The organism is Eubacterium ruminantium, from assembly GCF_900167085.1.
GTDB lineage: Bacteria > Bacillota > Clostridia > Lachnospirales > Lachnospiraceae > Eubacterium_Q > Eubacterium_Q ruminantium.
In genome coordinates, this window is record NZ_FUXA01000004.1 from 285,107 (window position 1) to 311,300 (window position 26,194).

Annotated in this window: 23 protein-coding genes; all 23 read left to right on the forward strand. The window is 38.3% G+C overall.

The window, feature by feature from the left end; all coding sequences use genetic code 11:
* Window positions 1-23 precede the first annotated feature (23 nt).
* The 23 genes from B5D25_RS02650 (at window position 24) to B5D25_RS02760 (ending at window position 26,169) form a co-directional block, all read left to right on the forward strand.
* The gene (locus B5D25_RS02650; RefSeq protein ID WP_078786195.1) at window positions 24-1,625 is read left to right on the forward strand and encodes a hypothetical protein; all 1,602 of its coding nucleotides are present in this window, start codon (window positions 24-26) and stop codon (window positions 1,623-1,625) included.
* Window positions 1,571-2,089: an SMI1/KNR4 family protein gene (locus B5D25_RS02655; protein WP_159444057.1), complete on the forward strand. Its 519-nt coding sequence runs from the start codon at window positions 1,571-1,573 to the stop codon at window positions 2,087-2,089. The genes B5D25_RS02650 and B5D25_RS02655 overlap by 55 nt, the downstream gene beginning before the upstream one ends.
* Window positions 2,090-3,049: 960 nt before the next feature.
* Entirely contained in the window at window positions 3,050-7,765 is a 4,716-nt protein-coding gene (locus tag B5D25_RS02660) for a glycosyl hydrolase 53 family protein (RefSeq protein WP_159444058.1), read from the forward strand.
* 214 nt (window positions 7,766-7,979) lie between these two features.
* Entirely contained in the window at window positions 7,980-8,210 is a 231-nt protein-coding gene (locus B5D25_RS02665; RefSeq protein ID WP_078786198.1) for a hypothetical protein, read from the forward strand.
* Window positions 8,211-8,220: 10 nt separating this feature from the next.
* Window positions 8,221-8,586 carry a MarR family transcriptional regulator gene (locus tag B5D25_RS02670; protein ID WP_143000631.1) on the forward strand — a complete coding sequence of 122 codons (366 nt, stop codon included), beginning with the start codon at window positions 8,221-8,223 and terminating at the stop codon, window positions 8,584-8,586.
* Between the two features lie 214 nt (window positions 8,587-8,800).
* Window positions 8,801-9,085: a hypothetical protein gene (locus B5D25_RS02675; RefSeq protein ID WP_078786200.1), complete on the forward strand. Its 285-nt coding sequence runs from the start codon at window positions 8,801-8,803 to the stop codon at window positions 9,083-9,085.
* A gap of 13 nt (window positions 9,086-9,098) precedes the next feature.
* Window positions 9,099-9,632, forward strand: coding sequence for a DUF6678 family protein (locus tag B5D25_RS02680; protein ID WP_143000632.1), 534 nt, complete (start codon window positions 9,099-9,101; stop codon window positions 9,630-9,632).
* An 868-nt stretch (window positions 9,633-10,500) separates the two neighbouring features.
* Complete coding sequence (locus B5D25_RS02685) at window positions 10,501-11,208, forward strand: hypothetical protein (protein WP_078786202.1); 708 nt, start codon at window positions 10,501-10,503, stop codon at window positions 11,206-11,208.
* A gap of 5 nt (window positions 11,209-11,213) precedes the next feature.
* On the forward strand, window positions 11,214-11,408 hold the full coding sequence (locus B5D25_RS13280; RefSeq protein ID WP_078786203.1) for a GNAT family N-acetyltransferase: 195 nt from the start codon (window positions 11,214-11,216) through the stop codon (window positions 11,406-11,408).
* On the forward strand, window positions 11,381-11,923 hold the full coding sequence (locus B5D25_RS02695; RefSeq protein WP_078786204.1) for a GNAT family N-acetyltransferase: 543 nt from the start codon (window positions 11,381-11,383) through the stop codon (window positions 11,921-11,923). The genes B5D25_RS13280 and B5D25_RS02695 overlap by 28 nt, the downstream gene beginning before the upstream one ends.
* Before the next feature lie 79 nt (window positions 11,924-12,002).
* Window positions 12,003-12,617, forward strand: a complete 615-nt coding sequence (locus tag B5D25_RS02700; protein ID WP_143000633.1) for a PIN domain-containing protein — start codon at window positions 12,003-12,005, stop codon at window positions 12,615-12,617.
* Between the two features lie 55 nt (window positions 12,618-12,672).
* Window positions 12,673-13,641: a site-specific tyrosine recombinase/integron integrase gene (gene xerA / locus B5D25_RS02705; RefSeq protein ID WP_078786206.1), complete on the forward strand. Its 969-nt coding sequence runs from the start codon at window positions 12,673-12,675 to the stop codon at window positions 13,639-13,641.
* Window positions 13,642-13,653: 12 nt separating this feature from the next.
* Complete coding sequence (locus B5D25_RS02710) at window positions 13,654-14,442, forward strand: DUF3800 domain-containing protein (protein WP_078786207.1); 789 nt, start codon at window positions 13,654-13,656, stop codon at window positions 14,440-14,442.
* Window positions 14,443-14,560: 118 nt separating this feature from the next.
* Complete coding sequence (locus B5D25_RS13000; protein ID WP_078786208.1) at window positions 14,561-15,655, forward strand: restriction endonuclease subunit S; 1,095 nt, start codon at window positions 14,561-14,563, stop codon at window positions 15,653-15,655.
* 4 nt (window positions 15,656-15,659) lie between these two features.
* Window positions 15,660-16,373, forward strand: a complete 714-nt coding sequence (locus B5D25_RS02720) for a leucine-rich repeat domain-containing protein (protein ID WP_078786209.1) — start codon at window positions 15,660-15,662, stop codon at window positions 16,371-16,373.
* Window positions 16,374-16,816: 443 nt separating this feature from the next.
* Entirely contained in the window at window positions 16,817-19,615 is a 2,799-nt protein-coding gene (locus tag B5D25_RS02725) for an ABC transporter permease (protein ID WP_159444059.1), read from the forward strand.
* A gap of 82 nt (window positions 19,616-19,697) precedes the next feature.
* Window positions 19,698-20,384, forward strand: coding sequence for an ABC transporter ATP-binding protein (locus B5D25_RS02730; RefSeq protein ID WP_078786211.1), 687 nt, complete (start codon window positions 19,698-19,700; stop codon window positions 20,382-20,384).
* Window positions 20,385-20,593: 209 nt separating this feature from the next.
* Complete coding sequence (locus B5D25_RS02735) at window positions 20,594-21,376, forward strand: response regulator transcription factor (protein ID WP_078786212.1); 783 nt, start codon at window positions 20,594-20,596, stop codon at window positions 21,374-21,376.
* A 5-nt stretch (window positions 21,377-21,381) separates the two neighbouring features.
* Window positions 21,382-22,566, forward strand: a complete 1,185-nt coding sequence (locus tag B5D25_RS02740; protein ID WP_078786213.1) for a sensor histidine kinase — start codon at window positions 21,382-21,384, stop codon at window positions 22,564-22,566.
* Between the two features lie 196 nt (window positions 22,567-22,762).
* Window positions 22,763-23,335: a GNAT family N-acetyltransferase gene (locus B5D25_RS02745; protein WP_078786214.1), complete on the forward strand. Its 573-nt coding sequence runs from the start codon at window positions 22,763-22,765 to the stop codon at window positions 23,333-23,335.
* 517 nt (window positions 23,336-23,852) lie between these two features.
* Window positions 23,853-24,152: an HIRAN domain-containing protein gene (locus B5D25_RS02750; RefSeq protein ID WP_078786215.1), complete on the forward strand. Its 300-nt coding sequence runs from the start codon at window positions 23,853-23,855 to the stop codon at window positions 24,150-24,152.
* 389 nt (window positions 24,153-24,541) lie between these two features.
* Window positions 24,542-25,033, forward strand: a complete 492-nt coding sequence (locus B5D25_RS02755; RefSeq protein WP_078786216.1) for a hypothetical protein — start codon at window positions 24,542-24,544, stop codon at window positions 25,031-25,033.
* Between the two features lie 155 nt (window positions 25,034-25,188).
* Window positions 25,189-26,169, forward strand: a complete 981-nt coding sequence (locus tag B5D25_RS02760; RefSeq protein ID WP_078786217.1) for a helix-turn-helix transcriptional regulator — start codon at window positions 25,189-25,191, stop codon at window positions 26,167-26,169.
* Window positions 26,170-26,194 lie beyond the last annotated feature (25 nt).

Genomic DNA, 26,194 nt, shown 5'->3' on the forward strand with positions numbered 1-26,194 from the left:
ATTTATTGTAGGACGAGGTGTACATGGCAAACAAAGATAACAGCAAATTTCATAACATAGATATATCATCAGACTACCTTTCGGACGACTATATGAAAGCTGTCGGGGAGAAAATTGTGGGGATGATGAAGCCTGATACATACGGCTGTGATGCATTTTTTGTAAAGACATTCATCAATGAAGATATGCAGATGGATTTCTCTATCATAGCAAATCTGTTTTATATGAATGTTCCGGAGGCGCTTACATTTAAGAATTATGATTATTTTACAGATACGTCGATCAAAGCGTCATATCCGATAGAAGCGTTTACTGTATTTACGCTTTCACAGATTTTATCGATGGCTAAGTCCGGAAATGAATTCTCCGTACAGCTCCTGAAGTATCTTTACAAGATTTATTACAAGAAAGAATATAAGGTATTGAAGAAGTTCAAGACTATTTCCCCACAGGAGATAATGTCTCTTTCTGAAGATGAAGAAGGGGAGAACATTGGTACAATGGCAAGGATTCTTACGCTGTGCCCATTCTTTGGAATAGAGCTTGATGATAAATGTGCGGTTCTGTATCTCGTTATTGATAAACACAACCTTGAGGACGAGGAAAATATAAAAACTCCGGAAGTTTCCAGGGCTGATATGAAACAGTTTGAGGAAGCGTCACTACAGATCAATGACATATTTGGCGTAGATAATCTTGATGAGATAATAAAAGCATCTAAGGACTATAGAAAATACGACAGATTCCGAAGAACAGTCTATAAAAGTATGGGTTACAGATCGGACTTCGTTGATCTTCAGGATGGTGTTGTCTCAACAGGTCTCTGTTATATTCAGACACTGCTTATTCTGAACAAGATGTATCCGGATAGGAAGTTCACTAAGGAGGAACTTCAGATCTATGCGTCTATTTATTTTGATGCTTCAATTGTCTGCAGATCAATGAATGAGATTGACGATTACTTGAAGGTCATGCTCGGTGAGGTAGATGATTTTACTATTGAAGAGAGCATGTTTGATCCGGAAGAATTTGAAAAGGCGGCAGGGATCAAAATTATAAGATATAATAGTCAGGACGATGCTGAAGGTGACGGTAGTTTGAATGCTGGTACCATGGATCCTCAGAAAAAGCCTTCTGCTGGTTCGGGGGCTAAGACTATCAGTAGTGGAAGAACGGGTGCTTTAAGTGGTGCTTCCGAGAGCAAATCTATGGGCGAGGGAACGCAGACTTATGAAGATGAAATAGACAAACTGAGAAGTAAACTTCATAAGAAGGAATATGATGCAAATCATTTTGCGGATCTATACAGGGATACTAAGAAGAAGCTTGAAGAGGCAGAGCTGGAAAAGCAGATGCTTAAGTCTGAACATGAAGAACTGATAGCGCTCAGAGAGCATGTTTATAATATGACTGAAGAGGATATAGTTCTTCAGGAAAAGAATCGTCGAGAGCTGATAGCTTCCGTTATTGATAAAAGAATCGTTATTGTCGGAGGACATAAGAACTGGGTTCAGAAGATGAGAGATGTATTTCCAAATTGGAAATATATTGACTTCAAATCGGTAATGAATTGTTTGATAAGGAAAATCCATATTGGGCTAATTTTTTTAGGGATAGATGTCTAGAAAAGAAAACAGAGGGACTGAAATATAAATTCTTGAAATATACATATGTAAGTGAACTAGAAGAAGGATACTTAGATGAACTTCAGGAAAAGTATGATTTTGTATATCCGGATATTTTGCGTGAGTACTATGAAAACTATAACGAGTCAGTTATAGAAACGTGTGAATTTGTTGCTAATGGAAAGGAGATTATGATTTATAACATACTCTCAGTAAAATATGGGAATGAAAGTGTTGAAGAATGTATCAGGAATCAGAAAAACAAATTGATTCCGAAATATTATATTCCTTTTGCTCGAGATGTTGAAGGGAGATTTTTTTATCTGAGTAAAAAAGATAGTGGTATATATACCGATATAAATAAAGAGTATTGTTTTGGAATTAAACATCCTATGAAAATCAGTGATTCAGTTGAAGAACTGTTTGATGTCATGGAAAGAAATATCAAAACATATGAATTCTAGAATTCTGGAGGTGGCCTATGAGGTTAATTATTACTGATTCGAATATGATCTGGCATAAGGAAAACCCGCCAAGCTGGATAAGTATATTGAAGAGAACCGGTATTTGATCAAGAATGATATAGAATCAGAGGAGAATTTGTTTTAACTATGATAATTATAATTTTGAAGGAAATTGTATATAAAATAAAAATGACCGCTTCCAAGACGGAATATATTGACAAATATATTTATTTTGGAAAAAAACAGATAATAGATATCTAGTTGACTATATAGGAAAGTTAATAAATGAATATAAATTGTGTGGAATTGAGATTTGGATAGGACGGACTGAATTTGGTATTGACTGGAGAAAAGATTTAATAGACATCGATAATGAAACGTCGCTTCCGGTGTTTGTAGGAGTGCTTAATCATGTATAGGTTGGATAACAAAGGACGAAGCTTCGACCTTTGAAATAGAGTTCATAATTGAAAAGTCTGATGGAGCTATTCCGATTGAGGTAAAATCAACAAACAGTCGTTCAAAATCACTTGATAATATGCTGAAAAAGCCGGAGATTCCGTATGGATATAAATTGATCAGCGGAAATATAGGCGTTTCAGATAAGAAGATAACTTTGCCACTTTATATGGCGATGTTTATTTAGGTATATTTAAAGCAAATAATAAGCAATTGTATACATAATACGCAAAATGTTGCGCAAGGTTGCGCAAGGTTGCGCGGGTTTTGCATATTTTTTTGTGCAATTTTACCATAGTTTATTAAATATTAATGAATAGACTGTCAATTGCTAAAAAAGGGGGCTTAATGTATAATCAAATTATGGTGAACAAGTATGCGCAAACGGTTGCGCGAAGCGTTATGCAGATGGACAAAATGAACGAAAGTCCGAGCACGTGTAGTTTATAGTTTTTACAGTTTTAGTAGCAGATGATTCGGAAAGGAGAGAGGGGAATCATAATGAAAGGATTATTATTTAAAGGAGCAAAGAGAAGAGTCTTCGCCTTCATGGCGGCAATCGCACTGTCATTCTCGCTGATCGGCGTTGTACCGGTAAAGACTAAATCAGTCAATGCAGCAGAGGGGTGGACGAATAAGAACCTTATAGTTAATGGTGACTTTGAAAGCGATTTAAGAACTGGATGGACTGTCCCGGATACTACAAATTGGGATGCTTTTACTAATACTTGGACAAGTAGTACGCAGGGATTTACCAATAATACTTCTCAAGTATTTCATTGGTATAGTGAAAATGGGGGCGAATATACAATATATCAGTCCGTTACGATTGAAGAGGCTGGAACATATAAGATTACGTTTGATGCCGATGGTAAAAACACTGATTATGATCTTTGGTTTAAACCTGAAAATGGAAATAATACGCAGGTTCATAGTGACATTGATTCTGATTGGGATGTGTGGGCTTCAAAAGGTTCAGGCAGTGTTGATCTTGAAGCCGGTAATGTAACAATTCAGATTACTCTTACAGTTGGAGCCAAGGGATGGGGTGATATGGATAATGTTAAACTGTGGAAGTTTGATGGATATTCCTATACAGCAACACCTAAAAGCAATACACATCAGAAGGGTACTGAAAATGGCGCAACAATTACTGTTGATAGCGCAACTGAAAATATAGCTTCTGTTACTGTTAGTAATGATTCTGATTATACAGGAACAAAATATACAATGCCAGACTCTGATGAACAGGCAGTAATCACATTTAGTGCTGCTTATCTGGATACACTTTCTGTTGGAAGCCATACTGTAACAATAGGATTCTCGGATGGCGCACAAGATGTGGAATCTACTTTAACAATATCGGATAAACCTGACCATACAGCTACTGTTTCTAACAGCCCATATACAAAATATGATTCAACCAATGCTGTTAGTGTAACACTTGAAAATTGTAAAACAACTGCTATCAGTGGAGTATATTTGGACAATGCAACTGATGCAATTGCAGCTACTAACTATGAGACTTCAGCATCCGATGAATCAGCTGTTATAACGTTTAAAAAGGACTACCTTAACGGGCTTACGGCAGGTGAACATACAGCGAAGGTTACGTTTACTGATGGTGCTGATGCAAAGACAGGTGATTTCACTGTTTCTGTTCTTCCTACAGGACTTCAGAATGGTGGGTTTGAAAATGGTATCGGCAGCTATTGGAACGGTGGCTTTGCTGTATCAGAAAATGATAACAATAACAACGGAAAGTATCTCAACCTATGGGTGAGTAATAACGGTGAGGCTTCTCTCGTTCAGAACTTTAAAGCAGAATCAACAGGTACATTTGATATATCATATAAAGTTATCGGCGATGGAAATTCGGGAATCGCTTTCTGGGTTAATGATGAAAAGATTGGCGAAATAGAAGGTGGCAGTTATAGCTGGCCGGAAGTTACGACCACAAAATCTTTTGATCTTAAGAAGGATGATATAGTCAAATTTGAAATAAAGGGAACATATAGCGGAACCTGGGCGGCTATAGATGATGTCCAGATAGTAGAGCATAAGGATGTTCAGGAAGAACTTCCGGTTGGACTTCAGAATGGCGACTTTGAGAAATCAGATTACTGGGTACTTCCTAAGGATGGACCATTTGATATTACATATACAAATGGCAAAGAAAATGAAAATGGCGGAAAGAATGGTACAAAATACCTTGCATATTGGACGAATGACTTAACAAAAGAGTACGAAGCAACACAGACTTTCAAGGCGGAAGATGATGGAGAATATATAATTTCATATGACTACCTTGGCGAAGGTGAGGTTGGCCTTGCAATGTATATCGATGGCATAGCTGTTGAGAGTCTTGAAGGCGACGGATGGAATGAGGGTAATTGGACAAGTAAGACAACTAAAACAAAGTTTTCCTTGACCAAAGATAAGAAAGTTACCTTCAGTATCAAGGGCACTACTAAAAATGATAAAGCATATATCAAACTCGACAATATCAAGATAGAAAAATACGTTCCAAAGGACAGAGAGTTTTACTATGATACAACAATCGCAACAGGCGCTCCGGTAGATACAGAGGAGCTCTATGTTGAGAAGCTTGATCTTGCAAATGGATTTATCACAGGTGCTGATATTTCGTCTTATGCATCAATCGTTGCCAGTGGAGCAACCTACAAGGATGCGAAAGGGAAGGTTCTTAGCGACGAAGGCTTCTTCAAACTGCTCAAGGAATCTGGTGTTAACTACGTCAGAATCAGAGTATGGGTTGATCCAAAGGATGCAAACAAAAACTACTACGGTGGTGGAAATTGTGATCTTGCGACAGCTAAGAAGCTTGGTAAGCTTGCAACAGATGCAGGAATGAGAGTTCTTATCGACTTCCATTATTCTGACTTCTGGACTGATCCTAGTAAGCAGCAGGCACCTAAAGCGTGGAAGAATCTCAGCCTTACCGATAAAGCAGCAACACTTAAGCGGTGGACTATTGACAGCCTTACATCACTCATCGAGGCGGGCGTAGATGTTGGTATGGTTCAGATCGGAAACGAAACAACCAATGGCTTCTGCGGCGAGAACAAGATGGAAAACATGTGTACTCTCTTCAAAGCGGGAAGTGAAGGCGTACAGGCTGTTGAAACAGCAAAGAATACAAAGATTATGATGGCTATCCATCTGACCAATCCTGAAAAAAAAGGTAATTTTGCCAGCTTCGCGGCTGAGCTTAAAAAGTATGGCGTTGTTTACGATGTATTTGCAACAAGCTTCTATCCATATTGGCATGGAACACTTGATAATCTGTATACACAGCTCAATGCAGTTGCAACAAATTATGATAAATATGTAATGGTTGCTGAGACCTCATACGTAAGAACACTTGAGGATGGCGATGGCTGGGCAAATACTGAGTCTCAGTCAAGTTATGATTCGGGAAAAGATGAATTCCCATATGATATAAGCGAGCAGGGACAGGTGCTTCATGTCAGAAACGTGATCAAAACTGTTTCAAGTATTAAAGGTGGTATCGGAGTCTTCTGGTGGGAGCCTGCTTGGATTCCTGTAGAGAATTGGGCTGATGCCGAGGATCAGGACAGTGTACTTGCAAGTAATCAGGCAAAATGGGAAAAATGCGGTTCAGGATGGGCTGCTTCCTACGCAGCTGAATATGATCCGGATGACGCAGGTAAGTGGTATGGTGGATCAGCAGTAGATAATGAGTCATGGTTTGACTTTGATGGTACTGCACTTGAATCTCTTCAGGTTTACAACATGGTTCGTTTCGGAACCACGACAGAGGACTATACTATTGAATCAATAGATGCTGAGTATGCATTTGTTGAGGGCGAGGATTATGATCTTCCTGCACAGATAGAGGTTCTTATGGCAAGCGGCAAGACTTCTGAGGCTGATGTAACATGGAACATGGATCAGGTTAAGGAAGCTGTTAAGCAGGGCCGCGGTTCATATCAGATTGACGGTACTTATACATATAATGGTATTGAATATGAGGATATGGCCATTCTTAATCTCATTATTAAGCCGGTCAACCTTCTGACAAACGGAAGCTTTGAGGATGGTGAGACAGGCTGGGATATTGAAAGAACAAATGACGGAGACAAGGTTACAGGCGATGATCCTCACGATGGTTCGAATTCATTCCATTTCTGGAGCGATAATGAGGATGGTGAGGACTTTGAAGTAACTCAGACTCTTACACTTGAGCCGGGTGCATATGCATTTAACGGATTCCTCCAGGGACTTGCAGGAGTTGAAGGAGAGCTCTTCGTTATAGCGGGCGATGATGAATATGTTGCGGCATATACACTTGATGGATGGAGGATTTGGCAGAATCCAACAATCGAGAGAATAATCATAACAGAAGAAACAGAAATAACCGTTGGCTTCAGAACATCATATTCAACTAACGAAGGGGGTACTATCGATGACCTCACATTCTACAAGGTGGGTGACATATTCACAGTAACCTTTGATAATAATGGTCATGGTACAGCTCCTGAAGCTCTTATAGTTGTTGAGGGCGAAACAATTGACGAGCCTGACAAACTTGTAGCAGATAAAAAGGATCAGGTTGAATTCACAGGTTGGTATACCGATAAGGAATGTAAGAATAAGTTCGACTTTGATACAAAGATAACAAAAGATATCACTCTGTATGCTGGCTGGAAGAGCACAACAAAAGACGATACTGATAACGCTAATAAATACAGCTTTGATACTTCATCTACCGGCAGCACATGGACTCCTGGTGACGGTGATATGTTGTTTACAGTTCATGGCAGCATAGATGATAAGAATACGATCAATCGTTACAAAGGCGGTTATATAGCTAAGTATGATAAGGCAAGCGGAAAAGTTGTTGGTGTACTTATTGTATTAAATGAAGAGATTTCAAGCGCTGTTTCAGGAAGTCTTAAGCTTACGATCTTCTCAACATTCCTTGAGTCGCTTGAACCGGGAGATTATCTCCTTCACATCGACTTTGCTGATGGTGCTGTCGAGACAATCTTTACAATTAACGCTAAGGCTGCTGATGCAAGCGTTAAAACTGACGACAAAGCAGCTACCAATTCAGACGGCGCTCCGAAGACAGGCGACGACACACCTGTTTCAGCTGTAATGCTTATTCTTCTTATCTCAGCAGCAGGCCTTTCATACATGCTCGGTCTGAAGCGCGAGAAGAGACGATAAGATAGATTGCGCAGCATTGCGCAAAAAAAGAACGCATTTTATGCGGCTAAATGAATATGTTATGAATGTGACACACTCTCTAATTTCCCCTCTAATGTGAGTAGCATTCACACATAATAAGGTATCCGCGTGCTGGTCACGCGGATGCTTTTATGCTATACGGTTTCTGTGGCGTTAAGAGTCGAAAAACTATATTTATTCGGAGGGCGAAAATATGTTTTATATCGAGAATGATAGGCTTAAAGCCGGTTTTGAGGCGCATGGTGCAGAACTGAGAAGTCTTGTTGACAAGACTACGGGTGAAGAATATATGTGGTGCGGTGATCCGGCCTTCTGGGGCAGGGTTTCACCAGTGCTTTTTCCGGTTGTAGGAAATTATAAAAATATGTTAATTGCGAACTTAAATATGGGATATCAGCTGATGAACAGGCGTGCCGGTGAATAAGAGTCTGCTTATGATATTTATGGCATCAAAGTATGCAGAACAAAGCGGACACGGCGTACCTACAATAGTTGAAAAATATGGGCGGGAAGTCTTTTCTTTTGATGATGGAATGATCAAGGTATCCATCCCCTTGGCATATGACCGTGAAGAAGTGACAGAGCGGAAAAACAGGGTTTTCTTGAGAAAAGGTTTAACCAAAAATCAAGAACAAGTGTTAGATTATCTGAAAAGTAATCCTATGGCAACCTTGCAGGAAGCTGCTTCCGGTTGTGAATTGAGTCTTGGCGGTGTAAAGAAAATATGTTTAAAGCTTCAAGAGATAGGTGTGCTAGAACGAGAAGGCTCGAAAAGGGACGGGCAGTGGATTGTGAAGTAGACTTTAAGTAGACTTTGAAATGTGTCAAATTGATGACCAGTGGCAAATTTTTAAGTTGTCTTAAAGTGAAAATTAAATCAAGGCAGAATAGTTGATGAATGTGATGAAAGATTTGATGATGGAATGATAATCTTTATGTTTTATTCTGAAGAATATCCTGATGTTATAGCGTATTCAGGAAATAACCCTGATGTGATTTAAGGGGGATACCATGATGATTAATTATGATATAAAAGCTCAAATATTTTTAACCGATAAAGATAAATGTTTTTCAGGATATAGACCGGCACACTTGATAAATAATTATCTTACGACAGGAATTCATACATACATTGGTGTCGATTGCTTGAGGAAGGGAGAAAGCACGGAGGGGTATATCAAATTTATATCGCCGGAGTTTTATCCGCATACAATAAAAGTTGGAGATATAATTATCTTTCAAGAGGATTCTAAAACAGTAGGCCATATTGAGGTCCTAGAAGTATTAAATGATTTGTAAAGGCGGATTAGTAATGGATTACCAACTTTATAAAGAACTAAAGAATTCTTTGAATACACATAGCGGTATAGTTCAACAGATTGATAAGTCTGATCAAGATACTTGTATGTTCCATTTTAAAGCTATATGGGAGAATGGTATTGTATTTACGGTTGTCGGACAGTATCAGAATAAGTGGTTTTATGTAGAGAAAGAAAATCATCAGATTTCTGCTACTTTTCATTTTAGAGACATAAATTCAAAAATCATCAGAATAATGCAGAATATGATAGATGAAATTGAATCTGGTAAATACAGGAACAAAATGTCATTAAAAGAAAGAGTTAATAATATCATTTGCAAAAGACAATTGACATCATATATGAATAATACAAAATGGCATGAGTTAATTAATGATATAAGTGAAATAAAGGATTTGCCGATATCATATAAAACGCTTTTTGATGAAAGTGATAAGGATTCAGAGGGATACTGGACACTTGCTGATGACGAATATTTTTATAGGCTTGAGTTGAATACAATCGAGTGGTTTAAAATTGCAGATTAGATTACAAAATCAAAATATATTGGACGGCTTGTAGAGCCTATTGTTGAACAAACTAGTGTTAAAGATTTAATAGATAGTATATTAAAGAAGCATTCTATCAATTATGTATATGATGATGAACAGCATGAATTTATAGTGTATGGATACAAATAAGAGGAAATTTGGGTTTGGGAAAACAAATAAATTATTATATTGAATATGAAACATTTTTATTATTATCACAAAAAGCATTGGACTATGGATGTCTTATCCTGAAAGAAGATAGTATTAATAGAATGATATCTGAATCTAAAACCATTAATATTGTATCTAACGATTGTAGTAATTATTATGGGATAAACTTCCGGATGGATTAAGTGACAGTCAGAAAAATTCAAAGATATAAAATCTTATGTATTCAATGGCGAAAGAAGGAATTATAGAAACTGATTCAGATAATAAAGGATTGGCTAATTGGATATTAAAAAAATAAAATAATCTGATTTTAGCCAATAAATTAGCCAATAAATATTTAAATACGTCCTATTTTGGCGGCTCTATGATTGGCTAATACATATTTATTATCTGATAATAAAGTATTGAGGTTAAAATGACAATAGAGCAGAAGGTTGTAGAATATAAAAAACAATCAATAGATGAAAGAATAAAAATCATAAATAATCAATAATACTATCGAGCAGTGGATATTTTCTTTTGGAATGCCGAGCAGCTTAGGGGAAAGATAAATTTGGTTCATTTATGCTGGAATTATTAGATTCAAATAATGAAGAACCTGAGATAATAAAAGGAAAATGTATTGGTGAGTTTTTTACTGCAGTGGATGAAGTATGTTGGAATGTGAGCGTAGAATAGAGAGTGGGATTATAATATGAAATACAATGAAGTTGTATTTAAAGCAAAACAGTCTCATAGAGAGGGATTAGGAAAAGTATTATTTCAAGAGTGTGATACATGGCGTTCTGGAGATCAGATTAACCTATGGACATACTGGCAAGGGTATCAACTTAAAGATGTCGATGAAAAGGGAGTTGATATTCTACTTGTAGGTCAGGACTGGGGAAATCCTACGAATAATAAAAAGGTTATTGAACGTATTAAATCCATTCAAAGAGGAGAAAATGTATTTTACGAAGCATCAAGTCCAACAGATCGAAAGATGGCAATTATGTTTAAGGCATTTGGAGAGAATATTGATATCATGAATGTAGATCCTGGATTAAGGCTTTTCTTTACCAATTATTCATTGGGTTATAGGGGGTGCTCTGAAACAGGTGGTATGACTAAAAGCATAATGAAACAGGATGAGGATCTTTTTAATGATCTGGTTCTTGCAATAAGGCCGAAGATTATCATTTGCTTGGGTAAAATAACATACGAGATGGCGACAAGAACAGTAACAAAAGGGTTTGTTAAACAGTTAAGGGAAGGCATCCCATTTAAAGCGGCATTTCCGTTGGATGAAAGTATTCCGGTATATGGAGTTGCTCATTGTGGTGCACGAGGCTGTAGGAATGTTGGCGGTGAAAATAATATGAAGAAGGCATGGATAAAGATTGCTGAAGAGTTTAATGCTTAACAGGTATGATAATCCTGAAGCTTTCAGATACTGCCGCGGAAATCATTGGAATAGCCGTATCTGTTGATGCTCGCCATAAAGGAATTGGAAAAGAACTGATCCAAAGCGTGATAAAGTCAGAGGAAATAGAAAAAATTCTGTTTCCCGATTCGTCAGACTGCAAGGAGGGACCATGGTTTATTACAATGATAACGAATTGATAATTCGTAATATGGAAGAAGCAGATGCCCGGGTCTTTACCGATGAAGAGATCGCACAAGGTTGGCATACGGATATCTCCAAATATTTGGCAAGACTCCAGGATCAGTCTGCGGGAAAATGTGTTTCACTGACAGCCGTATATCAAGGACAGCTTGCCGGGTATGTGAGTGTATACATAACAGGGCTCAGCGGTGCGTTCAGCGGAAAAGGATTGCCCGAGATTGTTGATTTCGGTGTGTTGGAAAAATACCAGAGAAAAGGAATCGGCGGCAGACTGATGGATACTGCGGAAGAGATTGCCGGGAAATATGCAGACACTGTATGGCTTGGCGTCGGACTTCACAGTGGATATGGAAGTGCTCAGCGAATATATGTCAAACGAGGCTATATCCCGGATGGGACGGGTGTCTGGTATCAGAATAAACCTTGTGCGCAATACGAAACGGAAATTGCAAATGATGATAATCTCGTGCTTTTCCTATCTAAGAAATTAAAACGGCAAGACGAAAACTAATCTTATAAATTCAAAGTTGCAGTTCAAAAGTCTCTTGAAGAAACTCAGTTGTTATTTGATAGTTTGATGCAGGAGTATTTTGGATAGTAAAAAGGAGATAATGATGGAGAGGATATTCTTTGTCGATTATGAAAATGTTGATACGGGTGGATTGGATGGCTTAAGTAAGTTGAATAGAAATGATGCTGTATATATTTATTACAGTGAAAGCCACAGTAGAATGACATTTGGTCTACATAGAAGGATTGTGGAGTCAGCGGCAGATTTTTATTACAAAAAGATAAGAGACAAAAGTAAAAATGCACTTGATAGTGTACTGATGGAAGATGCAGACAAAACAATTACGGATACAAGAGCAGATTATTATATTATATCAAACGATAAAGATTATGAGTCGTTTGTAAATAATAAAAAGAAAAAAGGTTTTAGAGTATTTTTGTTGCCTGATATTAGAAAATGTAACGAAGTTAAGTTTAATTGGCTTAAAAGAACTATTAAAAATAGATTTGTTGAGGACAATCGTCCACATGCAAATCAATATGATCTAACTGATGAGGATATAGATAGAATTACAAGATGGATTATGGATTCAGAAAGTAAGAGAGAACTAAATAATCATCTTCAAGAAATGTTTTATAACGAAGATGTAAAATATATTTTTAGCCGTTTAAGAGACTTGACTTATAATTTGTAATAAAGGCTAGAAATATCTTAAATGATATACTTCCACAAAAACGGAGGTATAACACATGAAGGAAATAGTATTTGAGATTTTGAGTGATATGGCTGAGGATTTGTCGGTTCTTCAATTAAAGAGATTGCAGGAGGTTCTTCTTAAAAGATTCGCGGAAGAGGAGCATACTTCTGAGCCGGCAAAGAATGAAGAATATCTGAATATGTTTATACATGCGAAAAAGATAGAGGGATGTTCAGATAGAACGATAGCATATTATAGGTCGACTATAGAGACTATGTTTTGTAGTATAACTACCCCTGTTCGGAAAGTTACTACAGAAGATATAAGAAAATACCTGTCAGAATATCAGAAGAAAAATAATTGTGGGAAGCCCACCCTAGATAATATTAGAAGAAATATATCAAGTTTCTTTTCATGGTTAGAGGAAGAGGATCATATATTAAAAAGCCCTGTTCGAAGAATTCACAAGATAAAGACGAAAACGTCTGTCAAGGAAGTTATATCCGATGAGGATATAGAGAAACTTCGTGATAGTTGTGATGTGCCGAGAGATAAGGCTATTATAGATTTGCTATATTCTACGGGCATGAGAGTTGGGGAACTAGTCCGCCTGAATATCGGTGATATCAATTTTGAAGAACGTGAATGTATCGTATACGGGAAGGGCGACAAAGAAAGAAGAGTATATTTTGATGCAAAAGCAAAGTTGCATCTGCAAAACTATATAAACAGTAGAAATGATACAAATCCGGCATTGTTTGTTACATTGGATTCACCATTTGATAGACTGAAGATAAGTGGTGTAGAAATTAGGCTTAGAGAACTGGGAAGAAGAATAAATGTATCAAGGATTCATCCTCATAAGTTTAGACGAACTATGGCTACAAGAGCTATTGACAAGGGAATGCCTATAGAGCAGGTGCAGAAGGTTTTGGGACACTCTCAGATAGATACAACTATGCGGTATGCCGTGGTTAATCAGAATAATGTTAAGAATTCACATAGAAAGTATATTGCCTGAAATGGAGGTATTATGAATACGAGATTTGTTTACTGTGATGAAACTGGAGATGACGGAAAGAATACATTGTCCAGTGACATATTTGTATTAACAAGTATATATATGCCATCTGAAGCATGGAATGAGAACTATAAAAGAATAAAGGATTTTCGGAAAGATTGGAAAGATAAATATGGACTTCATGTAACGGAGGAGATGCATACAAAGCAGTTTTTAACGGATAAGGATCCATTTAGAAATTATGGTTGGACTATTGAACAAAAACAGGAAATGCTCAAAGAGTTTACTTTGTTAATTGCATCCTTGGATATTAGGATTATTAATACGATTATAGATAAAACCAAAATTACTACAGATGAGTATAATGTGTTAGAAAATGCGTTGACATATAGCGTACAAAGAATAGAAAACGATAGTGCAGGTGATTGGAATTATATTATTATATCTGATAAAGGAAGAATTAGTCCGATGAGAAAGACTGCCAGAGCAATAAGGGCATATAATCCTATCCATTCGCAGTTTGGAGGAATGATAAATAAACCCATAAAATATTTGTTAGAAGATGTTTTGGAAAAAGATTCAAAAGAGTCGTATTACATTCAGATATGTGATTTTGTATCATATTTTGTACATTTGTTTTATACAGTTAAGTATTTAAAGAAAGAAAAACCTAAAAGGGTGAGCAGATTAATTGATGATGTATTTGTTGGACGTGTAATGGCTACGTTAAGAGATGCGGGAGTACTTAATCTGAAGGCAAATAGTTCAAATGAATATGGATTAGTAATATATCCCAAATGAAAAACACCACCTACGACACATTCGTGCTTTCAGTGGTTCATATATATTATCCTATAAGTCGTGGTTTTCGTCAAGAAAATAATGATTGTTTTCAAATTGAGATTTGTAGGGATGATAGATGGAATATAAAGCACTAAAAGAAATAGCAAAGATAACAATGGGACAATCTCCGGATTCTTCAAGTTACAACGAAGATGGGGATGGAATGCCATTCTTTCAGGGAAATGCAGATTTTGGAGAAATTTATCCTAACGAAAGAATCTGGTGTAATGATCCTAAGAAAACTGCCGAGCCAGGGGATATATTGATTTCGGTCAGAGCTCCTATTGGTGCGCTTAACTATGCAAAGGATAGATGCTGTATAGGACGTGGATTGGCAGCAATAACAATTGATGATGAGGCTGAGAGAAATTATGTGTTTCATCTGTTGAAAGCAAAGAATTCTGATCTAAATAATCAAGGAACTGGAAGTACTTTTAAAGCAATTGGAAAAGCTGTATTAGAGGATGTACAAGTACCACAGATTTCACGAGAAGAACAGCAGAAATGCATGGACATGATGGATCTTTTGGAATCAATTATTAGAGAACGCAGGGCACAATTGTCATCCTTAGATGAACTTATCAAAGCCCGATTTGTCGAGCTCTTTGGCAATCCAGTTATAAATGATAAAGGCTGGAATACTGATTCTTGTAAGAACCTTATGAGTAAGATAGGATCAGGTGCTACACCTAAGGGTGGTAGAGAAAGCTATTGCGATGAAGGAATTTCCCTGATTCGTAGTATGAATGTTTATAATAACAGATTTGAATATAAAGATTTGGCTCATATTACAGATGAACAGGCTAAACAACTAGACAATGTGACTATTGAGAAAAGTGATGTACTTCTCAATATTACTGGTGCCTCTGTGGCGAGATGCTGTGTTGTTCCCGACGACCTGCTCCCTGCGAGAGTTAATCAGCATGTATCCATTATTAGATGCAAAAAAAGTCTATTGCCTGAATTTGTTTGTAGTATGTTTACAGAGGATAATTACCAAAGACTACTGTGGAATATCGCTACAGCTGGTGGTGCAACAAGAGAAGCAATTACTAAGCAACAAATAGAAGAATTGAAGTTAATAGTTCCGCCAATTGACTTACAGAAACAATTTATGGACTTCGTCAAACAAATCGACAAATCAAAATTTGACGAGATGAGCGAGGTGTAATTTAATGAAACTTGAAATAGAAAACGGCGTGCTGAAAAAATTAGATGTGGTATACTCTGAGGACTTCGACCTTGATATCGTTATTCCATATGGTGTGACAAAAATCGGGTATCAAGCATTTGAGCGCTATGGGTGTCGGGTTAAAAACATAACGATACCTGACACAGTGACTGAGATCGATGACGATGCATTTGCAGAATGCGACTTGATTACAAGTATAACTATTCCTGACAGTGTGATCTCAATAGGAAACTGTGCATTTGATGAGTGTCGCAAGCTTGAAAACGTATCTATCGGAAAAAGCGTTATTTCAATCGGAGACCGTGCATTTCATTATTGCAGGAGTCTTAAAAGTGTAACCATGGGAAACAGTGTTACTTCAATCGGGGATTCTGCTTTTACTTCAGATGAAAAACTCGAAAGCATAACTTTTGGAAACAGCTTAACTTCAATAGGAAGTTTTGCATTTAATTGTTGTACAAGCCTTAAAAGCATAACCCTGCCTGACAGCTTGATTGAGATAGGCGAAAGCGCATTTGAGTATTGCCCTGCTCTTACAAGTCTGACTATCGGTAAGGGCTTGAAGGTGTTCGGAGACTATGCATTTGGTGATTGTGATAACCTAAAGAATATAACGCTACCAAACAGAGAGTTCAAGCTCGATCCAAAAGCATTTGATAGCGGCAGTAACTTTATTATCAACTACAAAGAAGACTAAACGGATTTACTCCATCTCCGTACAGCACTCCGCCACTGTCAGCCCACTTTTGTTTAGCTGCTGGATCATTTCAACCCATTGTTTCAGCTTAGCAAGTTCAATCGGAAGTTATTGCGATTAACGTGCTCATTGAAATTGAATAATTGATTGTATTAAGGCAGAAGCTAAATTATGGTTTCTGCCTTTTGCTATAACAGCAATGGCTGATCGTGTCATTCGTGTGAAGAGCGGGAGGATTTCATCTGTGAAGATGAACGAAAAAATTGCCCGAATATTGCCGGTATCTGATTATCAGTTTTAATTTTTTTAAATCTGTTAGAGAACTGTTAGATAGTTATTTTAATATCGGGATGTATGATAAAAAGGTTTATGGCATTTGCTTATTCTTATAAAATATGATCAAGTGCCGGTATAACAGAATGCAGTGAGGAATGGAGAAGGAAATGAAAAGTTTAAAGGGACTGGTATTTCGATATATTTGGAAGAATAAACTTAGGACTACGATGACGATAGTAGCCATTACTATCGCTTCATTTATCATTTTTGGACTTTTTTTACTTGGATATAATATAAATTATAACATATATGCTAATGCATATGAGCTGGAAGGCAAATGGGATGCTAGTTACGTAGTTGATAAAGAAACAGCAAGGGAACTTCTCAAGTTTAAAAATAAAGAAGGGTCATCTATTGATGATAAGGGATGCAGGATAGATACTCTTTTTGTATCAACCGTAGTTGGGGATTTTACATATATTGATGATATGTCTTTTTTTGTTAAGAAAGATTTGAAATATGGAAGATTTCCTCAGAATGAGAACGAAATTGTAGCGCCGACATACCTGTTAAATAATCCAAATTTTATCACCACCCCGAATCCAAAGGTCGGCAGGATGGTAAAACCCAGAGTAATGGTCCCTTGCGGTATCACTGTTGAAGAATATATTTTACTTGAAAAGGAATATAAGAGAGAGCTTCTTACTACGAGACTTGAAGAATACAAAAAGGATAATAAAGAACTGTACGATTCACTTGTGGAGAAATCTGAAGACTTGGGTGTGCCTGCAACCGAGTGTATGTCACTTACGAAAGCAGAAAGAGAGAGGCTGACAGAATTTTATAATGAACATCACGAAGATATAGGTGAAGAGAAACTGTTGACCGGGGTTTATGAGGTTGATTATGAATATGATACGCCGGGAATAGAATCTAAAATGTACAGTCTATCTATTGATACGGTCAATGAAGATTCTTTAAATGATGGTTATTTTGACGAAGATTATTACAACTATAATATGAACAACTCCGGAGCATTTTTGAGCAGACTTAACATTGACTTAGTTGACAAGGATAGTTTTGCGGTGCTCGTTAGATTCAAAGATAAAACAAATCTTGAAAAAAAGACTGAATTATTGGGGGAAAGAATTGGTTATGAAGGAGAGGTAAATGAGACTGCGGTAAATCTTTTTGATGAAGAAAACGCTAATAAAAATGGTGGCGAACTCTTCATAATAGCTTTTTTTATGCTGATATGTGCTGTGTTCGGACTGGTTGTAATGGTCATCATCAGAAACTCTTTTAATATTTCAGTAAATGAAAGAGAAAGAGATTACGGAATGTACAGATGTGTTGGCCTTACGAGGCGTCAGATTATCAGGATGATCCTGCTGGAGGCACTTATTGTGGGTATTATTGGTACAGCTCTGGGCATGTTTTTTGGATCGGTCGCCTGCAGAGGGCTGTTCAGTCTGTTGAATGATTATGATGGAAATAATAGGATTTTGCAGTCGATACTTATTGAAACAGGTTCACTCAGATTTCATTTTATAGGTAAAGCTTTCGGTATGGTTGTACTTTATATGGCGGTCATTGTGGGATACTCAATGATTTCCCCAATAGAAAAGCTTTATAAGATGTCACCGATCAACTCTCTCAGAAGTAAGGATGGGGTTGATAATAAGACATTGAAGAAGCTTTTGAAGAGGAAAAAGAAAAGTGACGCCAGAATGGGATTTTTAAAATATCCGGAGTGGTATGGATTTAAGAATATAAAGATCAGAAAGGGTCGTTTTTACCTTTTGGTCATCAGCCTTGGAGTATGCTTTGCCATAGTGCTCGTGGTAGGATGTGTCATACAGACGATACTTAATACTGAGTTTAATAATCAGTTGAAACCGACATATACAGTTGACGGTTATCAGGATTATGTAGATGATCCGTTTAGTCTTGAAAAGGTGGATAATTTAGAAAAGGGACTATCTTCTAAAAGTGGTTTAGTGGATATTGAATATTCAATAAGAGATTATTACAATGCACCTGACGAGCTTTCAAAAGAAAAACTTGCAGAAAATCTTGAATCGGTGTGCTTTATGGGTATAAGAGAAAAATACTATAAGCTGATAGAAGGCGAGGCTGAGGGACTTGATTATACTGATAAAGAAGGCGTGATCAATGTTATCCTTTTGAAAGGCGATCTCAGGGAGAAAGATTATCTTCCTGAGATAGGAACGGGAGACGATATAGAGTTATATGGAACAAGACTTCATATAGCAGGAATTATCCCGAATGTACTTTACGAGGATCTTCTCAAAAAAAAGCTGCCTGAAACTATGGACAGCGGAGTAGATTTCACATTTATATACCTGAGGGACTTTGACGGATCGGTGATCGATGAGGATAGAGTAGTAAGAGATGGTAATGATTACTTTTCTATAATAGAGTTCTATATCTATACCGATGTTGAGGAGGAAGACGGCTCTATACAGCGGTATCTTGAAGAGAACGGATATTATATCGATACGGAAGGACACTTTGATTATGATGGCGTGAGGATAGTTAAAAAGATAGTTTACACAATTGTAATTATAATTCTTTTTGTTATCATGCTTAATCTTACAAATATAAAGTCTTCAGATATTCTGCAGAGAAGGAATGAGATAAGGCTGCTTCGCAATATCGGTTTCAGTAAAAGGGAGATTCGCAGAGCTGTACTCGCGGAGGGCATACTGGTAAGCGTGGAATCGGTAATTTTTGGTGCACTTCTTGGAATATTTGTTGCCTATGGGCTTTCACGGCTTCTTTACGCAGGAAACGGTATGACCGGACTTTATCACAGTGATTTTATGAAGATAAGATTTGGTATGGACTGGGCGGTATTTATCATAACTGCTGTATCGATATTTGTAATAAATATTGCTACCAGTCTAATGGCACTCTCGCTTATAAAGGATGATTATAAGTAGCCGAGATATTTTATTTACAGATTAGAAGGAGTAAAGACTCCGGAGGAGTCCGGGGATAATGTATGTGAAACGGAGGAATAAAATGTCAGAACTGATAAAAACTGTGAAATTAAATAAAACCTATGGAAAGGGAGAGTCGGCGGTTGTAGCAGTGAATGATATCGACCTTACAATAAACAAGGGAGAGTTTACGGCAATAGTCGGAACTTCAGGTTCGGGGAAATCAACATTGATGCATCTATTGGGAGGAGTAGATGACCCTACGAGTGGCAAGGTTTTGATAGAAGGAGAGGATATATTTGCGCTGAAGGATGAAAAGCGTTCTATATTCAGAAGAAGGAAGATCGGATTTATATTTCAGGAGTATAATCTGATACCGATACTTACGGTTGAGGAAAATATAGTTATGCCGATTCTTCTGGATGGTAACAAGGTTGATAAGAATGAGGTGGAAGAGCTTCTTGAGAGACTGGGACTAGCCGATCGGCGAAATCATCTTCCGAGTCAGCTTTCCGGCGGCCAGCAGCAGAGAGTTGCGATCGGCAGAGCTATCGTCAACAGACCGACGTTAATACTTGCGGATGAGCCGACGGGAAACCTTGATAAACGTAACAGCGAAGAGGTTATCAATATAATGTTTGAGGCTGTCCGAGACCGAAAGGAAACGCTTGTTATAGTTACTCATGAGATGGATATTGCCGCTATGGCTGACAGAATCATCCACCTTGAGGACGGCAAGATCGTGAGCGATACGATGCAGACGAAGTAATGTATGTTATATGGATGAGTATTTCTATGGCATACAGGCAGTTTCAATGACAGTTTTATGCAGATCAGATACAGTATTAACTGGCTGATAATTCTCATCAGTGTTATAATGGTCGTGGGTTTATATTATCTGATCGGATTAATTGCTTTTCGCTATTCGGAGAAAAAGCGTGAGGATTGATTTGTCTTGACAAATAAAGGAATGTAAGTATGCAGAAGATTCTTGTTGTTGAGGATGACAGTGCGCTTGCTGTCGGACTGAAGATTGCTCTAACAGATGCGGGATATCTCTGTGAGGTAGCGGAGACCTTCACGCGTGCGAAGGAGATTCTTGAAGAAGGGAATAGGATGACTGAATATTCCCTTCTTATTTTTGATGTGATGCTTCCGGATGGAAACGGTCATGAGCTTCTCAGAACATACAGGAATGCCGGCGTAAAGCTGCCGGTGATCTTTCTGACGGCTGTTTCGGATGAAGAGAACGTTGTCAGAGGGCTTGATCTTGGTGCTGATGATTACATTACCAAGCCGTTTAGAAACGCAGAGCTGTTGTCGAGAGTGAGGGCAGTGCTGCGAAGATACGAAAACATGATTACTGCTCCGGGAGGTGAATCCGGTAAGGCAGATGGAGTAAGCAGCAAAAGAAATCCTGTGATCACGGATCAGGATGATATAAAAAATGCAGAGGGAGTTTATTCATACAGAGAACTGGTCATAGATACAAAGGCTTCAACAGTAACTCTTTCCGGAAAAGAGCTTGCGCTTTCTTCGGGCGAATATAAGCTTCTGGTGTATTTTCTGAAGAATCAGGGGATATGCCTCACAAGGTCAAATATTCTTGAGAAGATATTCGATGAATCCGGTAATTTCGTTGATGACAGTGCACTGTATGTCTACGTGAACAGGCTGCGTGATAAGATCGGGGATCTGAAGAGAAAAGATCCTTATATAAAGACTGTCAGAGGAATCGGATACCGCATGGAGAAAATGTGATAATCATGCATACAGAACGTGAGATAAAGATAATAACTACTGTATTTATTTCGGTGCTTCTGATCACAAATACTGTTTTGACGGCTGTGATCAAGGAGCCTCTTTTGGCGTGCCTGATTGCATCTCTTGCGCTTGTAATTCTGTATATTTCGGCGGTTGTTATGGTAAAGCGTATTTATGCAAGAATTGCCGGTGTAAGGACTGCTGCGAAGGAGCTGTCTATTCGGAAGTCAGCAAATAATGAATCGGAAGGTCTTTCGGCGATAAAGCAGGAAATGCTGACCGAGGGTGAGTTTGGCAAGCTTTCGGGAGCAATCTATGATATGTACACAGGTATTCTTGAAGCGGCGGACAGGGAGAAGGAGCAGAAGCTTTATCTGAAGGATATGATCTCTGACATGTCGCATCAGTTAAAAACTCCAATCGCAAGCTTGACACTATTTACGGATATATTATCATCACACGCTACATCACAGGACTGGGGTGAGGAAGAGATAGACATCCTCCGCAGGGAGGAGGGACAATTGGAGCGGATGAGATGGCTCACACTATCGCTTCTTCAGCTTGCTCGTCTTGAAATAAACTCAGTTGAATTTAAAAAGATCAAAACGCCTGTACTGATGCTGCTACAAAATGCAGCGGCAGAGCTCCTTCCGATGGCCGAGCAGAGGGGAGTAAATATAGTAGTTGAGGATGCGTTCGAATATCTTAAAGATGATGTCGAACAGAACACTACAAATACGATGGTTTCCGGTGTTGAACAGAATGAAGCGCATATAGAAGAAAATACAAGACGTGACAATATTGCGGCAGAGATAGAGGCCGATCCGGAATGGATGCACGAGGCACTCAGCAATATTGTAAAAAATGCCATCGAGCATAGTCCTGAGGGTGGAACCGTAACTCTCGGCTGTACAAGGACTCCTCTTATGATAAAGCTCACAGTGACTGATACCGGGAGAGGCATCCCTGAGGCGGACAGACTTAAGGTATTTGAACGTTTCAGCCATTCCTCCGATGCAGCTTCAGTAAATCCGGACAGTGTCGGCATCGGTCTTCCGCTCAGCAAAAATATAATTGAGGAGAACGGCGGACGTATTTATATTGAATCGAGATTTATCGATGAATGCAAGGCTTCGGAGAAATCATACACTACTGTAAATATAATATTTAATAATACGATGAGATAGAACTGCTCTGTGCCTGGATAGCATTTGATCAGGACAGTGCAACGCCGCTATTCTATGAAATGTATCCTGGGAGCATAGTGGATAATTCGCAATGCCGGATCATGGTGGAAAAGGCAAAAAGGTACGGATACACAAATGTAGAGAAATATAATTCCAGTTTTGATTATTAGATGGTGTCGATAAACAGGAGAGAAAAATGATTAATGTTAAAGAAGTAGATAGAACGTATTTTGATTTATACGATCAGGTTTCAATGAATGTTGAAGTTCGTTCGATATATAAATTGAAAAGATTGGACAGTGGGCTAGGTGGTTTCATTTTTGATGAAGTTCCTGTTAAGGAGTGTATAAAAGACTACAGTAAATATGAAATTGCTAAAGAATATGAGAAAACATTTGATATATCCACTTGGCGATTCTATATGGCATTTGACGATGAGAAGCCGGTAGGTGCTGCAACTGTTGCTGGATCAACAGAAAATATATACATGTTATCGGGCAGAAAAGATGCCTGCGTACTTTGGGATATTAGAGTAGAGGATGGATATAAGCATAAGGGAATAGGGCAAAAGCTCTTTGATTTATGCAAAAGCGGTGCAACTGAAGATGGTTATAGTCAAATGCTTATAGAGACTCAAAACATTAATGTTACTGCATGTAAATTTTATAAAAAACAAGGAGCTGTATTATCTAAGGTAGATATGTATGCATATTATTCACAGCCTGACTCAAGAGATGAAATTCAATTTATTATGTATTTGGATTTATAAACTATTTGAGATTTGTTCAAAGAGACAACACCGAGTTTTGTATAAAAACTAAACATATGTTTGACAATGAGTATTAGCGGTGATAGTATAATCTTAAAGGTGCTACCGATAGACGGTTAGCCCTGTATTAATTGGTTAAAAATAACCGCTCAATCTTGTTAGGGACTGGGGCGGTTATTTTTTTGAATACTACATTAGACAGCATCAGGATAATATTGTTTTTGTTAATGGAAAAATCTGTAGAAAATACGGCAGGAAGTGTGTAACAAAAGAAATAATCGTTGATAGTATAAGCTGTTGTATATGTGAAGGAATCGGTGTTTTACCGGTTCCTTTTAATATTCTGTAGATAATTAGGGAACAATAATGATTAAGAAAATAACTTCTTGTTAATGTAACGACTATACATAATGTGCAGGCATTTTTATCGGACACCTAATATGTGAGAATGGTGGTAGTAAAGAAACCGACTTGGGATCTGAAAGTCCCAAAATCAAGAAAATCAGGAGGGAAAACTATGAAGACTATATATTTTACAATCACAGGAATGAATTATTACTACGGTACGGATGTTGTTAAGAAGGGCAGCAAGGTTGAACTGATTAAGGAGCCGGATAATAAGTATGACAAGGAGGCCATACTTGTGAAGGTCGATGGGCTCGGGGCAATAGGACATGTTGCAAATAGCGTAAATACAGTACTCGGTGAGTCTTATAGTGCCGGAAGGATCTATGACAGATTCAAGAAGAGAGCCAAGGGCAAGGTCGTTGTTGTAACTGAAAGAGGAGCTGTATGCGAGCTGAAGGTGGAGAAGTAGGTTTGAGAGACGCAGGTTCAGGAGGACAGGATGTTAAAGCGGTTAAAGTTCTGGTTTATGAGAAATAAGCACTGCAGGGGATGCTGTATGACGTGTAAGCATTATGCGGAATGCAGGAGAGAACTGCTGGGGGATAAGAATTAATGGAGGATGGTGAGCAGATATGAAGAGTTTACTGAAATTATGTTTATTCCCATTTTGGCTGATGCTTAAGGCGATGAGGTTTATGTTAAAGTTTCTTTTGGTACCACTGATAATACTGGGATTTATAGCAGATGATGGAAAAGGTATGTTTTGATAACAGAAATCAGAAATGAATGAAGGAAATTCCGGTGTTTGCAGGAGTGCTTAATTAAGTATAAGTTTGGATGACAAAGGAGGTGGATCATATGGGACAGGCGTTTAGTGGAGTTTGTACGAATTGTGGGTTTAAAATAACAGAGAATATAGGCGTAGGATTTATGTTTCCGATAGTCTATGGAGAGGTTAGAAAAAGAGCATTGGATGGAGAATATGGGGATGAAATGATGAATTTCCTTAGGGAAAATCCTCAGAGAGCTATTGATGCCGAAATAGATCTGTTTGTCTGTGAAGAATGCGGTGATATTTCATCGGACTATAATCTCGGAATGTATATTCCTAGGGAAGAGGATGAAGAGATGCTCAAAGAAGCCGATTTTTCGTCAGAGGACACAGGTAATTCAAATTATTTCATGCCCGACGAACTAAGGCGCAAATTCAAGAAATTCAAGGACTATGATCATAGATGTGAGAAGTGTCATGGAAAGCTTAAGATTGTTGTTGGGAAGGACTACGATAAACTCAAGTGCCCACGGTGTAAGTATAAGCTTATTCCGGGGGATATAATAATGTGGGATTAGCTGGTTGTGAGAAGAAAATCATGTAGATGTCCCTGTTATAACCCTTTGTATAATGTATCCAAATGTGGTAAAATTAGAGCGTGGTTGTGGGACCACAAACACAAGGAAAACCGCATGGAGAAGGCGGGTTTTCTAGATTACAGGGGGATGCCGTTATGAAGGGGAAAAACCAGAAGCTTAAGCTTCTTTATCTGGCGAAAATAATGCAAGAGCAGACAGATGACACTCACACTCTTTCCATGTCCGAAATACTTGCAGAGCTTGCAAAGCATGAAATTCTGGCACAACGGAAGAGTATTTACGAGGATCTGGCTGCTCTTGATGAATATGGGATAGAAATAATCAAAGAACGTGTAGGTTCGAAGACGCTGTATCACTGTGGCAACAGAGTATTTGAGATTGCTGAGTTGAAGTTCCTGGTGGATGCAATCCAGTCCTCGAAGTTCATCTCTGAGAAGAAGACCAGGGAGCTGATCAAGAAGCTTGAAAATAACATTAGCGTGTATGATGCGAAGCTTCTCGATCGCGAGGTAAAGGTTGCCGGGCGCGTCAAAAATATGAATGAAAGCATCTACTATGCCATCGATTCCCTTCACAATGCGATAAGCGAGGACAAGGCCATTCGCTTCAAGTATTTCAGTTGGAATGTCAAGGGCGAAGAGGAGTTCCGTAGGGACGGAGCTTTCTACAATGTCAGTCCGTGGGCGCTGCATTTTGATGATGAGCGGTATTATCTGATCGGTTATGACCACGATAAGGAGGAAATCAGACATTTCCGCGTTGATAAGATGCGCGAGGTTTCCGTCACGGACAAGAAGCGCAAGGGCAAGGCTGCTTTCAATAAGCAGGACAAGGTAAAATATAATGAGCAGTATTTCCGGATGTTTGGCGGTGAGGTTGAAACCGTGTCCCTCCGTTGCCGGAACGAAATGGCAAATGTCATCATCGACCAATTCGGCAGGGACGCTTGGATGCACCCAATAGATAATGAATGGTTCACCGCAAGTGTAAATGTGGCGGTGAGTGACCAGTTCCTTGGATGGATCGTGGCTCTTGGCGGGAAGGTAGTGATTACTGGTCCGGAGAGCGCAAAGGAGAGGATGAAGGAACTGGTGGGGAAGAAGTTTGTGGAATAGAGCTGTAACAACATATAGTTGGAAG

Bases quoted from the DNA above. Each gene is read 5' to 3' on its own strand.
- B5D25_RS02650 (WP_078786195.1), top strand. From the start codon at position 24: ATGGCAAACAAAGATAACAGCAAATTTCATAACATAGATATATCATCA.
- B5D25_RS02660 (WP_159444058.1), top strand. From the start codon at position 3,050: ATGAAAGGATTATTATTTAAAGGAGCAAAGAGAAGAGTCTTCGCCTTC.
- B5D25_RS02665 (WP_078786198.1), top strand. From the start codon at position 7,980: ATGTTTTATATCGAGAATGATAGGCTTAAAGCCGGTTTTGAGGCGCAT.
- B5D25_RS02670 (WP_143000631.1), top strand. From the start codon at position 8,221: ATGATATTTATGGCATCAAAGTATGCAGAACAAAGCGGACACGGCGTA.
- B5D25_RS02675 (WP_078786200.1), top strand. From the start codon at position 8,801: ATGATTAATTATGATATAAAAGCTCAAATATTTTTAACCGATAAAGAT.
- B5D25_RS02680 (WP_143000632.1), top strand. From the start codon at position 9,099: ATGGATTACCAACTTTATAAAGAACTAAAGAATTCTTTGAATACACAT.
- B5D25_RS02685 (WP_078786202.1), top strand. From the start codon at position 10,501: ATGAAATACAATGAAGTTGTATTTAAAGCAAAACAGTCTCATAGAGAG.
- B5D25_RS13280 (WP_078786203.1), top strand. From the start codon at position 11,214: ATGATAATCCTGAAGCTTTCAGATACTGCCGCGGAAATCATTGGAATA.
- B5D25_RS02695 (WP_078786204.1), top strand. From the start codon at position 11,381: ATGGTTTATTACAATGATAACGAATTGATAATTCGTAATATGGAAGAA.
- xerA (WP_078786206.1), top strand. From the start codon at position 12,673: ATGAAGGAAATAGTATTTGAGATTTTGAGTGATATGGCTGAGGATTTG.
- B5D25_RS02710 (WP_078786207.1), top strand. From the start codon at position 13,654: ATGAATACGAGATTTGTTTACTGTGATGAAACTGGAGATGACGGAAAG.
- B5D25_RS13000 (WP_078786208.1), top strand. From the start codon at position 14,561: ATGGAATATAAAGCACTAAAAGAAATAGCAAAGATAACAATGGGACAA.
- B5D25_RS02720 (WP_078786209.1), top strand. From the start codon at position 15,660: ATGAAACTTGAAATAGAAAACGGCGTGCTGAAAAAATTAGATGTGGTA.
- B5D25_RS02725 (WP_159444059.1), top strand. From the start codon at position 16,817: ATGAAAAGTTTAAAGGGACTGGTATTTCGATATATTTGGAAGAATAAA.
- B5D25_RS02730 (WP_078786211.1), top strand. From the start codon at position 19,698: ATGTCAGAACTGATAAAAACTGTGAAATTAAATAAAACCTATGGAAAG.
- B5D25_RS02735 (WP_078786212.1), top strand. From the start codon at position 20,594: ATGCAGAAGATTCTTGTTGTTGAGGATGACAGTGCGCTTGCTGTCGGA.
- B5D25_RS02740 (WP_078786213.1), top strand. From the start codon at position 21,382: ATGCATACAGAACGTGAGATAAAGATAATAACTACTGTATTTATTTCG.
- B5D25_RS02745 (WP_078786214.1), top strand. From the start codon at position 22,763: ATGATTAATGTTAAAGAAGTAGATAGAACGTATTTTGATTTATACGAT.
- B5D25_RS02750 (WP_078786215.1), top strand. From the start codon at position 23,853: ATGAAGACTATATATTTTACAATCACAGGAATGAATTATTACTACGGT.
- B5D25_RS02755 (WP_078786216.1), top strand. From the start codon at position 24,542: ATGGGACAGGCGTTTAGTGGAGTTTGTACGAATTGTGGGTTTAAAATA.
- B5D25_RS02760 (WP_078786217.1), top strand. From the start codon at position 25,189: ATGAAGGGGAAAAACCAGAAGCTTAAGCTTCTTTATCTGGCGAAAATA.